This is a genomic window from Paenibacillus senegalimassiliensis, from assembly GCF_001486585.1.
GTDB lineage: Bacteria > Bacillota > Bacilli > Paenibacillales > Paenibacillaceae > Fontibacillus > Fontibacillus senegalimassiliensis.
Genome location: NZ_LN909046.1, coordinates 1,566,954 through 1,578,711 on the forward strand (window position 1 = coordinate 1,566,954; position 11,758 = coordinate 1,578,711).

10 protein-coding genes are annotated in these 11,758 nt (G+C 51.8%); 2 read left to right on the top strand and 8 right to left on the bottom strand.

Translation table 11 applies throughout. From position 1 onward, the window contains the following. Window positions 1-8 precede the first annotated feature (8 nt). From BN3279_RS21325 to BN3279_RS21360, 8 genes are all read right to left on the bottom strand, one after another. Window positions 9-824, bottom strand: coding sequence for an ATP-binding cassette domain-containing protein (locus tag BN3279_RS21325; protein ID WP_059053778.1), 816 nt, complete (start codon window positions 822-824; stop codon window positions 9-11). A 70-nt stretch (window positions 825-894) separates the two neighbouring features. Continuing rightward, a complete protein-coding gene (locus BN3279_RS21330) occupies window positions 895-1,683 on the bottom strand; it encodes an ABC transporter ATP-binding protein (protein WP_059053780.1) in 789 nt (262 codons plus the stop codon). Next, window positions 1,680-2,525: a nickel transporter permease gene (gene nikC / locus BN3279_RS21335; protein ID WP_059053782.1), complete on the bottom strand. Its 846-nt coding sequence runs from the start codon at window positions 2,523-2,525 to the stop codon at window positions 1,680-1,682. The genes BN3279_RS21330 and nikC overlap by 4 nt, the downstream gene beginning before the upstream one ends. A gap of 28 nt (window positions 2,526-2,553) precedes the next feature. Then, on the bottom strand, window positions 2,554-3,483 hold the full coding sequence (gene nikB / locus BN3279_RS21340) for a nickel ABC transporter permease (protein WP_059053784.1): 930 nt from the start codon (window positions 3,481-3,483) through the stop codon (window positions 2,554-2,556). Between the two features lie 171 nt (window positions 3,484-3,654). Continuing rightward, complete coding sequence (locus tag BN3279_RS21345) at window positions 3,655-4,179, bottom strand: GNAT family N-acetyltransferase (RefSeq protein WP_059053786.1); 525 nt, start codon at window positions 4,177-4,179, stop codon at window positions 3,655-3,657. A gap of 100 nt (window positions 4,180-4,279) precedes the next feature. After that, the gene (locus BN3279_RS21350) at window positions 4,280-5,203 is read right to left on the bottom strand and encodes a DUF7638 domain-containing protein (protein ID WP_059053787.1); all 924 of its coding nucleotides are present in this window, start codon (window positions 5,201-5,203) and stop codon (window positions 4,280-4,282) included. Continuing rightward, the gene (locus tag BN3279_RS21355) at window positions 5,089-5,685 is read right to left on the bottom strand and encodes an 8-oxo-dGTP diphosphatase (RefSeq protein ID WP_232436902.1); all 597 of its coding nucleotides are present in this window, start codon (window positions 5,683-5,685) and stop codon (window positions 5,089-5,091) included. Before BN3279_RS21355 ends, BN3279_RS21350 begins: the two co-directional genes overlap by 115 nt. A gap of 86 nt (window positions 5,686-5,771) precedes the next feature. Then, the gene (locus BN3279_RS21360; RefSeq protein ID WP_059053789.1) at window positions 5,772-7,430 is read right to left on the bottom strand and encodes a nucleoside recognition domain-containing protein; all 1,659 of its coding nucleotides are present in this window, start codon (window positions 7,428-7,430) and stop codon (window positions 5,772-5,774) included. A gap of 188 nt (window positions 7,431-7,618) precedes the next feature. Here BN3279_RS21360 and BN3279_RS21365 point away from each other — a divergent pair, with 188 nt between their 5' ends. Both BN3279_RS21365 and BN3279_RS21370 read left to right on the top strand, forming a co-directional pair. Further along, a complete protein-coding gene (locus tag BN3279_RS21365; RefSeq protein ID WP_059053790.1) occupies window positions 7,619-8,320 on the top strand; it encodes an ABC transporter ATP-binding protein in 702 nt (233 codons plus the stop codon). A gap of 2 nt (window positions 8,321-8,322) precedes the next feature. Beyond that, window positions 8,323-11,751 carry an ABC transporter permease gene (locus tag BN3279_RS21370; RefSeq protein WP_059053793.1) on the top strand — a complete coding sequence of 1,143 codons (3,429 nt, stop codon included), beginning with the start codon at window positions 8,323-8,325 and terminating at the stop codon, window positions 11,749-11,751. Window positions 11,752-11,758 lie beyond the last annotated feature (7 nt).

Genomic DNA, 11,758 nt, shown 5'->3' on the forward strand with positions numbered 1-11,758 from the left:
CTTCCACTTCATATGTGATTATATTTGTCTCTTTGCCTCGGGTCCTGGATCGGTACAGAGGCGACCAGCGTCCGCGTATAGGGATGCTTGGCCTGCATCAGCAGATCTTCGCCCGATGTCTTCTCTATGATTTCGCCTTGATACATCACGGCTACACTGTCGCATAAGCGGTGTACGATGGACAGATCATGAGTGATAAAAATATAGGCTAGTCCTAACTCTTGCTTCAATTCCTTAAGCAAATCAATCATTTGCTTGCGCAGGGTCATGTCCAGACTGGAGAAGGGTTCGTCGCATATGACCAATTCCGGTTGCAAGACAATCGCCCTGGCGATGCCGACTCTTTGCAATTGACCCCCACTCAGCTCATGAGGAAGCCTGCTGAGATACTCCCGACCCAGGCCAACCCGTTCCAGGGTCTCAACCACTCTGGACTTACGAGTCTGCGAATTGCTCCATCCATAATTGCGCAGCGGCTCGTCAATGATTTGCTCTATCGTGAACAGAGGATTGAATGCCGCCAGACTATTCTGGAAGATCATCTGCACCTTGCCCCGGATGGCTTGCATCTGTCGCTGCTTCCAATGCGTAAACTCCATGTTGCGGTATAATACCTGGCCGGAGGAGGGCTTCTCCAGTCCCATCAGCAGCCTGGCCAAGGTGCTCTTGCCACAGCCACTCTCCCCCACCAGCCCAAGATTCTCCCCCGGTGCAAGAGATAAATTAACTTGGCTTACCGCCTGTACAGAGGGAACTTTTGCCGCCAGCCAGCCCCTTTCCGTACGATAAACTTTGCTTAAATTGTTGGCTCTCAACAGCTCCATAGCACTCTGTTCTCCCTAACTCCCTGTTAGTCAAATCTGTGTAATCCACTTCAAAGGTTCGGTCCGCCCGCTAGCGACAATCCAGTAAATATTTTGTATAAGGATGGCTGGGGGCGGCAAATAGGTCATACACATCCCCTTGCTCCACGATTCTCCCGGCACGCATGACGTACACATAGTCGGCCAGTTCGGCGACAACGCCAAGATCATGGGTAATGAGTAAAATGCTCATTCCCTCCTCACGCCGGACACGATTTAATTCCTTAAGGATTTGCGCTTGTATCGTCACATCGAGGGCCGTGGTCGGTTCATCGGCGATGAGCAGACCGGCACCCCCAAGCAAAGCATTTGCAATCATAACCCGTTGACACATGCCTCCACTAATTTGAAAAGGATATTTGTGAAACAAGCTCTCCGGCTGAGCAAGTCCCACCTGCTGCATCTGGCTTAAGACCAGCGTCTTGGCCTCCTGAGCCGATACCTGCCGATGCTGCTTCACGCTCTCCAGCAACTGCTTGCCGATGCTAATAACAGGGTTCAACGCATTGACCGGGTCCTGGAAGATGACAGCTATTTCCCGGCCACGTATTTGCTGAAGCTGGCGCTCCGAATACGCACGAAGGTTCTGGTCGCCCAGCCAAATGTTGCCCTCCTCCACCTGTCCCGGAGGATCGATTAGGCCCATGGCCGCCATCGCCGTGACACTTTTGCCACTTCCGCTCTCACCGACCAGTGCCACAATCTGCCCTGGCTTCACCTCCAGACTCACATCCCCCACCGCCATCTGTAACCCTTGACCGGTGCGGAAGCTAACCCGTAAATGCTCGATTCGCAAAGCTGGAGGTCTTACATCCCTCATGGAGCTACCTCCTCTTTCCGCGCTTCGTCCAGCCCATGATTAGACGGCTTAAGCCCTTCGCCCAGCAAGTTGAAGCCGAGTACGGCGAGCATAATCGTCAGCCCCGGGAACAGCAGCAGACGTGGTGCGGTCTGAATATAAGGACGGCTGTCGTTCAGCATGATGCCCCACTCCGGCGTAGGTGGCTGGGCTCCCAAACCCAGAAAGGATAATCCTGCAATAGAGAGAATGATGGTTCCGATCTCTAGCGAAGCCAAGACCAGGATGGGGCGAGCGGTATTCAGGAGGATATGGCGAAATACGATTTGGAAATGGGAGGTTCCCGCAGCCCGGGCTGCCATAATATAATCACTTTCCTTGATCTCCAGCACCATTCCGCGAATGACGCGGGTATATCCTGTCCACCATACCGCCACGAAGGCGATTAACAGATTCTTCATACTAGGCCCCAGCATCGCCGTAATCGCCAGAGAAAGGATCAGGCTGGGGAAGGCCAGCAAGATATCGATGATGCGCATTATAAAATGATCGATCTTGCCTCCGGCATAGCCAGCCAACAGACCAAGCGACACGCTAATAGAGAACACAGCAGCAAGAACGATCAGCGAATAATATAGCGAAGTTCGTATGCCGTAAATTAAGCGGGATAACACGCATCGCCCCAAATGATCTGTTCCCAGCGGGTATTCCAGAGAAGGCAGGCTTAATTTATGCTCCATATGGATTTGGAGCGGGTCTGAAGGGGCAATCCAGGGCGCCAAGAGGCCCACAAGCAGAAATAGCAGGACAATAGCTGCCCCGAACAGAGCCGCTTTCGTTCGTAGTAGTCGTGTCTGAAACATCAAAACATACTGCTCCTTCTACAAGCACTTAGCGCAGCCTGATTCTGGGGTCCAGCAGCATATGCAGCATATCTACCGCCAAATTGACCAGGACAACAACAAGCGCCATCAGTAATACGTAACCTTGAATGACAATGTAATCTTTCGCAAAAATAGCCTCAACCGCATATTTACCGATGCCGGGCCAGGAGAAAATCGTCTCCACAACAACTGAACCACCAAGCAAAGCGGACATATGAATGCCTAGCAAGGTCAGGCTGGGCAACCAGGCGTTACGGAGGGCGTGCTTGGCAATAACAGCCCCACCAGCCAGCCCCTTGGCCCGGGCTGCCTTGATATATAGCTTCCCGAGGATATCCAGCAAGCTGGTACGAATCAGCCGGATATAGATGCCCGCCAAGCCAAATCCCAAAGCAATGGAAGGCAAGACGAGACTCGATGGCCCCTCCATTCCTGTCACAGGCAACAGCTTAAGCTTGACGCCCCCATAGTAAATGAGGATCAGGCTAAGCCAGTAACCAGGCATAGATACACTAAGCAGCGCACAGACCCGACCCAAGCGATCCAGCAAGCTTCCCGGATAGAGGGCAGAGCCGATGCCAAGAGGCAGGGCAACTCCCAACGCTACCAGCAGGGAGCCTGCAGTCAGCGCTGCCGTAGCGGGGAACCGACTCATCAATTCTGTAAATACAGGCCGTCCGCTGCTATAGGAAATACCAAGATCAAGCTGGAACAAACGGAGCAGCCAATGCGCGTATTGCATATATACCGGGTCGTTCAGACCTAGCGCTTGCCGGATCGCCTGAACCGCTTCATATGTAGGCTTGATGCCATCGCCCCGCAGCATGATTTCCGCCGGATCGCCCGGCGTTAACTGCATAAGGCCAAAGGTGATGCAAGATATCCCCAGCAGCACCGGAACAAGCTGTAGCAGCCGCTGAAGCAGATAGCGCGTAATTGTTCTTCATCCCCTTTTCTTATTAGTAATATTTACGATTATAGCACGATCTTTTAAAATTGATAGTATTATTCGAAAAAATTACGATTTGAGGAAGCGGCATTCCTTCTACTCAACTGCAAAGACAGAAAACGCCGTCCGGATAAACCCGGACAGCGTTGATTATTCCAGCTATTCATTGATAATCCAATATCGTCTAATTACATTTCCATCCTGCTGGGTGAAATCGCTGTCTCGTCTGCCCCCATTATGCAGAATCGTCTTCTCAGACGCCGTATTATCTGCATCACAGACCACCAGCACTTTGAGTATACCCAGTTTCTTCGCCTCGATTAAGGACAGCTTCAACATGGTGGCAGCGTAGCCCTTGCCTCTCTCCGAAGGGCGGATGCCATACCCGATATGGCCACCCGCTTGCAGCAAGTAGGGAGAAAGCTGATGCCTGATATTCACGGCCCCCAGTATCCGATCTTGCTCGTTGACTAGCCAGAATGTGGAGTCGGGAACCCAACCCTCAGGAAGGTCGATCCCATGTTGGTGACGTTCCAGGTCCTCCAGCATCCTTTGAAACTCGCGGGGATCTTTGCTGATTACCCACGGAACCATACTTTCCCCGGAGTCCTTCCACTCCTGATAGAAAGACAGATACTCCTTCTCCAACCCCATTTGTGGCTCTACAAGCTTTAAATGACTCATATGGCAGTCTCCCTGTTAGAGGATGTTCAAAAAGTCGTCTTCCCAGAACGAAGCTATTCTAGGAGTAAATTCGACTTTTTGAACACGCACTGTTATAGTTTTACACTTCCCGCTTCTCCTCGGGGTTGTAAATAATTCGGCGGTAATCCCAATCCTTAGAATCCATATCACCCAGATACATCCGTTCATGAGCAGGCACCTGTTCATATTTCTCCTTGAGCTTGGTACGGTTATATTCCGTAGGGTACTCCAGATAGTTATAATAAGCCTCCCGGCAAAGCTCATGCGCCGTCTTCTCGCCTTGCAGCTTCGCATAGGAGTCCAGCAGTTCCTTCTTCTTCTCGTCATCCTCCGATCCATACAGCATATCCGACAGGGTAATCTTGCCTAACTCAGGAATGGCAATCTCGGTAGGTTCGGAAATCTCTGTGAACAGCGTACCGTCATCGAACAGAATCAAGGCCTCTTCGAGCGTACAATGCTCCTCGAAGCCCGAACCGTATACGTTAACTGTCCCATTCTTATACACAACCAAATGACACAGAGAGATTCCTTCTGACCGCTTCATGAATATATAGAAGCCCTTTCCCTCCACCGTCTGATAGAATTGCTCTTGCACGATTTGAAAATGGACGCTGCTTGGAGACGAAGCAACCCGTCTTTGCTCCTTGAGCTTGACCTCTGCTTCAGAGATTGTATATATATTGCTAAGCTCTGGATTAAGCTGCTGTACAGTAGCCTGAATAAGTTGATAATAGCTATCCTGATCATGCGTCCAGCTTGCCGATTGGATACGATACGAGCCTAATCCGAATATGGAAATGGCTTCCCCTTCCGGAATCGTTGGCGTTAGCCAGCCTGACCGCAGCTTGGCTTGAAGACCCGGCATATCGACCAATTCCCAGCAGTTCACCATCCCGTCTTCATACACGTCAGCCTGAATATAGAAGTAATTGCCTCCGTTTCGAATGATACCAGGCACCGCAGCCCCTTCAACTCTCTTCGTACGATAAATATGTTGCATAACTCTCCCTCCCTCAGCCCATCTGCATTATTGCCATTCACTTCGCGGCGACCATCGCGGCTCACTATACCAAAACCTTCAGAGAACTTCTTGTCCAGGAACATGGGCAAGCGTTCCTTCAACCCTCTGGACAAAGGCAAGTCACTTAATTCGTCCCGGTCTACCCAGTACAACTTGCCTTCCTCCGTTTCTTGCAACAGTTCCCCAGTAAAGACATACGTTCTATAGCTGAACACGAAATATTTATCATGAGTTTCTTCGTTATACCAATAAATAATGCCGCACAGTTCCAACTCCGATACCGTCAGTCCAGTCTCCTCTTTAATCTCCCGGATAGTAGAATCCACGATGCTCTCGCCATCTTCTAGATGACCACCGGGAAAAGCCAGGCCCTCCCAAGACTTCACTCGCTCCTGGACCAAAACCTTATGCGTGTGCCGATCATAGATCATACACATATTCGTTAATTCAATATTTGCCATGCTGACATCTCCTTAGCTATTTCTCATCGGCTTGTATACCCTATAGCATAACATTACGGTCGGGTCAGCTACCAAATAAATGTCACTCACCCGCTGCTTAAATTCATGACGGCCAGTAAGATGACCGATGACACAAGGGACGTCAACAATTGCTTGCCTGCCAAGGCAGAGGCTATGGACCAGCCCAACTCCTTCTTGATGGTCCATAACGTAACCAGACAGGCGGTCAGAGTCGACGCCAAATATACCAGAAGAAATATCTGACCTGCACTCATTGATCTTAGCAGTTCACCTTCCCCTTGATTCAGCACCAGCAAGCCGTCCTTGCGTACGATCGAGAATATGATTCCCCCTGCTGCTGCCTCAGGCAAATGGAATAGACGGAGAAGCGGACCCACCGCCGCTGACAGCATGCCGATCAAGCCTGATGCCTGCATCGCTGTAGCAATTAAGCAGATCAGCAGAAAGATAGGCATAGCCTGAAGCAAGAACTGCTTGATTACGGCGCGAACCCGCCAGCTAACCGCATGCAGCTCCGGTTTTTGCAGGAAGGTCATCGTCTCCGTAGTGGGAGGACTTAGCGGCTCCTTCCCCCGATTCCATATTCGCGTATGCCAGGCTCCAATAAAACCAAGCACCAGGATGTAAGGAACGAACAGCCATGGATAACCTGCGGAGCCAAACACCGATAAGGAGGCTCCGATCTGATAGCTGCAAGCCGAACCGTAGGCGATTAGCGATACGCAGGATCGCCTTGTGCAGGCACTGCATGCACGGCTCTGGAATACAGCCACCACATTGCAGCCAAACCCGGATAACACGGGAATCAGATCACGCCCATGGAGCCCGATGCGCTGCATCGGACCGTCCAGAGCTTGGGTAATCCGATCCTTGAGACCACTTTCCTCAGTCACGGCAACGCTAAGGCCCAGCAGTAATACCACCGGGAAGGCCCACAGGAACGAATAAATGCCAAGGGTGAGCATCCCGTAATCCCCTACGAGGAATAATCGAAGCAATTGGGGCCATCTCATGGTTGCTATTTTGACAGGTTCTATTAAATACTGGTCTATCCCTGGCTGCAGCCATGTCGATAACAGGTAGGCCACGAATACGGGCAAGGCAAAAATCAGCAGCATAAGCCCAACTGACAGGATGCTACCCCAGCGTGGATGCTCCAGCCAGGAGGTTTGCGGCTGCAAAGCATAAATCTCTTCCAAAGACGGTAAACCACCACTTGGAAGAGATAGCGGGCGAGATGCCTTCAGTCTGCTGAGCAACTCGGTCCGATCCGTTAGCGTAAACGTTCGGGCATCCATCGCATACACCGGAATCCCCAATTCCTCGGAACAGGACTGCTCAAGCCTGGACAAGCCGGAGGGAATTTTATCAGCAAAGGTAAGTATCAATAGGGTCCGTTTACCTTGGAGCTTGGGGGAACTTAATAAGATAGGCAACTCTCTGACAACATCCATGGCTCGTACGACCAGCATCAGGATATCTGCATCCGTCGTAGCATCCAGGGCCATGCGGGTGGTCAGGCTATCATCATTTCCCCGGATACCAGGCAGATCAGTCAGAGCGAATTGGCGCGACATGTTCCCTCTCCGTGCCGTAATAGTAGAGCCACGGAAATTGGCCTCCTCCCCGGTGGCTTGACCAGTAAGGCCACGAAATAATGTGGATTTGCCGGAGGATTCAAGGCCAAGCATGATCACGTTCTGTCGTGGTGATATGACTTCCATCGTATTTACGGCTTCCTCCCTCTATACTAGCTATGAAATATTATTTAATCGTAATTTTTACGATATGAGGAGTATAATAATCTCCTTTTCTCTTGTCAACAATAATGATCATCCTATTTGCAAAAGCTATTCGTTATCTTTAAGCTTTATATAGTAGAAAGTTGAACGTGGATAAGGAGAGAACACAGGTGGCTTATATTGAATTCAATCATGTCATTAAGGAGTATGCCTCGGAAGGCGTGGCTATCCGTGCCCTGGATGATGCAAGCTTCTCCATCGAGGAAGGCGAATTGGCGGTGATTCTGGGCGCATCGGGGGCCGGTAAAACTACGGCATTAAACATTCTGGGCGGCATGGACACGACCTCTTCGGGCGAGGTGATCGTAGATGGCGAGCTCATTTCCAAATACAATCCTAAACAATTGGTCGGCTACCGCCGTACGGATATTGGCTTCGTCTTTCAATTCTATAATCTGGTTCCCAATTTGACGGCACTGGAAAATGTGGAATTGGCCGCGCAGATTTGCGAGAATTCGCTGGACGCTGAGGAAACGTTGAACAAGGTTGGACTTGCTGACCGTATTACGCATTTCCCCGCCCAATTGTCAGGGGGTGAGCAGCAACGGGTGTCCATTGCCCGCGCGCTCGCCAAGAATCCCAAGCTGCTCCTCTGTGATGAACCCACCGGTGCGCTCGACTATACGACCGGCAAGCAAATTCTGCAACTGCTGCAAGACACCTGCCGACGGGAGAAGATCACCGTGCTGCTCATTACCCATAACTCGGCACTGGCTCCCATGGCCGACAAGGTCATCCATTTCAAAAGTGGCAAAGTGGTCAAAACGGCACAGAATCAGCAGCCTGTGCCCATTGCCCAGATTGAGTGGTAGTTATGAATAAGGCGTATCAAAAGGATATTCTCCGTTCCATTCAAAAGGGCTGGAAACGCTTCTTGTCCATCCTGTTCATCACTGCCCTGGGTGTGGCTATGCTGACGGGCTTATATGCGGCCTGCCTCGATATGTATTATTCAGCGGATAAGTTCTACGACGAGCAGAAGCTGTTTGACATTCGCATTCTCTCTACCCTCGGACTGACGGAAGAAGATATTGGGGTCTTGGCTCAGGTAGACGGCGTTGAAACGGCCGAAGGCGGGTACAGCGAGACCGGGCATATCGAGGTCGATGGCATCCGTAAGACTGCGGATGTCACCATGATGAGCCCTCAAGGTCTTAATGCCCCTTATCTGCTGGAAGGCCATCTGCCCGGCAACGCAGGAGAAATCGCCGTGACCCGCAAGTATCTGGACGAGAGCGGCAAAGCGATTGGTGACACTCTGACGCTTGAGGAAGATCAGGAGCCGGAGGAGGATGCTACAGCGACTGATAGCGGACAGGATGAGACGGATACAGAGACCGAGCTAGAGCTTCAGGAAGACATAAGCCTGGAGGAGACAGATCCACTTGAACGCACCAGCTTCACGATCACGGGTGTCGTGATGGACCCGATGGATATTCAGGGCAGCGGCGCGGATAACATCTTCCGTGCTACCGCTTCCTCCGACTATACCTTCTTCATCACGCCAGCGGATGTAAACGCCGAGGTCTATACCGTAGCCCATTTGGTGCTGGCCGGAACACGGAATATGGATAGTTATTCAGACCAATATGATGAAGTGGTTGAATTGGCGATTAGCCATATCGAGAACAAGATCAAGGCCCAGCGTGAACAGGCCCGCTATGAGGATGTAGTTGTGGAGGGCCGCAAGAAGCTGGAAGACGCCGAAGCCACGGTAGATGAAAAGCTCGTGGATGCAGACAAGAAATTAAGCGATGCACGTAAGGAACTTCGCGAGGCGAAGCAGGAACTCACCGAGGGTGAGGCCACCCTGAATGCCGAGGAGAAGGATGCCGCCGAGAAGCTGGCCCAGGCCAGAGCTGAGCTAAACCGCAATAAAGTGAAGCTTGCGGACGCTCAGAAGCAGCTTGATGCTGGTGAAGCTCAGCTCAAGCAAGGCGAGGCGGAGCTTGCCGCCAATGCCGAGAAGCTAACTGCTGGCCGGCAGCAGTTAGCTAAGGAACGGCAGCAAGCCGAGGAGCAGTTCGCGGCAGCGGGACGCCAACTGGACGAGGCCCAGACGCAGTTGGATCAGGCACGCGCCCGCCTGGAGCCCCAGATCGCTTCGCTGAAGAGCGATCTGGGGCCATTATGGCCCGAGCAGGAATGGAATGCGCTGGTCCATGCGGCTGCGACGCTCGCCGCAGCCGGTGCGGATGATCAGGCGATCGCCCAAGGCACCGGAAGCGAAAGTGCGGCGCTTGCCGCCGCGCTTCCGGAGGGGTCTGGCGCCACCGTAGAGGCTGCGCTCGGCAGCGGCAAGATCACTGGCGGCCAGCAGGCGCTGGATCGCCAGAAGCAGGCTTATGCCGAGCAGAAGCAAGCCGGCTTGCAGCAACTGGCAGATGCTGCAGCCGAACTCTCGGCAGGGGAAGCGCAGGCGCAGGCCAAGATTGCCGATGCCCGCAAGGACATCGCTGAGGGCAAGAAGGAACTGGCCGACGGTGAAGCCAAGCTAACCGAGCAGGAGCAGGAATTTGCCGGGAAGAAAGAAGAAGCGAAGCAAAAGCTGACCGATGCTTATGCCAAGCTGGACGATATTGACACTACCCGGTGGTATGTTCAGGACCGGAGCTCCATCGATAGCTACGCCAGCTTGACCAGCGACTTGTCGTCCATTGAAGCCGTTGGCAAGGTGTTCCCCATCATCTTCTTGATTGTCGCTATCCTGATGAGCTTGACATCCATGACGCGAATGGTCGAGGAAGAACGCGGGTTGATTGGAACTTACAAAGCGCTGGGCTTTGGTAACGGCACCGTCTACCGTAAATACCTGCTGTTTGCCTTGCTGGCATGTCTGCTTGGTGGAGTCCTGGGCGATTTGTTCGGCTTTGTGTTCATGCCTAAATTTGTCGCGATTATCCTGGAGGAGCTGTATAGTCTCCCCCATATTTATTTACGATTTGACATGCTCTATGGAGTGGGTGGCGTCTTGCTATTTATTCTGGGCATCGTAGGAGCAACCTTTATCGCCTGCCGAAGCGAATTAGTCAAGATGCCAGCGGCACTGATGCGCCCCAAGGCACCACGGGCAGGTTCTCGCGTCTTCCTGGAGCGCCTCCCCTTCATCTGGAATCGCCTGAAATTCCTGAACAAGGTTACCGTACGGAACCTGTTCCGCTATAAGAAGCGTTTGTTCATGACGGTAGGGGGCATTATGGGCTGCACCGCCTTGATTCTCTGCGGTTTTGCCATCAAGGACTCCATCGTAGACTTGGCGCCCAAGCAATACGAAAGCATCTATCAATATGACTTGATGAGCGTCTTCGAGGACAAGTCGAATAGCGAATTAGTTCAGGAGATATCGCAGGACAGCCGTATTGCCGATTATCTCAATCTGAGAATTGAAAATGCGAAGGCGATCAATCATGCGGAGAAGGGTGAAGGCGTACAATTGATGGTCATCCCGGATGGGGCTTCTCTCAAGGATTACATTCGTATCAAGAATCTTGACGGCCAAGAGATCACGCCAAGCGACGAAGGAATTCTCCTTACGCGGAATGCCGCAACTATTCTAGGTCTTGAGGCAGGAAGTAAGGTATCCTTGCAGGATATGGAATTGGTACAGCGAGAGACCGTGGTTACGGATGTGGTCCAGAACTATTTGGGCAACAACGTATATATGACACAATCTTTGTATGAACAATTATTCGGCGGCCAGGTTGCCCTCAACGGCGTACTTGCCCATCTGTCCGTTCCAGGTCCAGAGCAGCCGGCCTACGCGGAGCAACTCCTTCTAAATGATTCCGTGCTCTCCGCCGTCAGCACCGTAGCGCTGCGAGCAGATTTCGGATTTGATCTGATCAATGCCGTCGTATTGCTTATTACGGCCATGGCAGGAGGACTCGCCTTCGTCGTGCTGTTCACACTGTCAAATACGAATATCTCGGAACGTGTCAGAGAGCTTGCTACGATTAAGGTATTAGGCTTTTATGATAAAGAAGTGCATCAATATGTGAACAAGGAATCGTTGATTCTCACTCTTATAGGCATCTTGGTTGGGTTACCCGTAGGGCGGGTATTAAGTGGATTCCTGACCAGCGCGCTGAATATGCCAGCGATGTATTTTGCGGTACATGTCGAGCCCGTCAGCTATGTACTATCCGCGGGAATTACGTTCTGCTTCGCCATTCTGGTCAACTGGATGACGAACCGTACCTTGAACCGCATCAATATGGTGGAGGCTTTAAAAAGTGTGGAATAAGTAACAC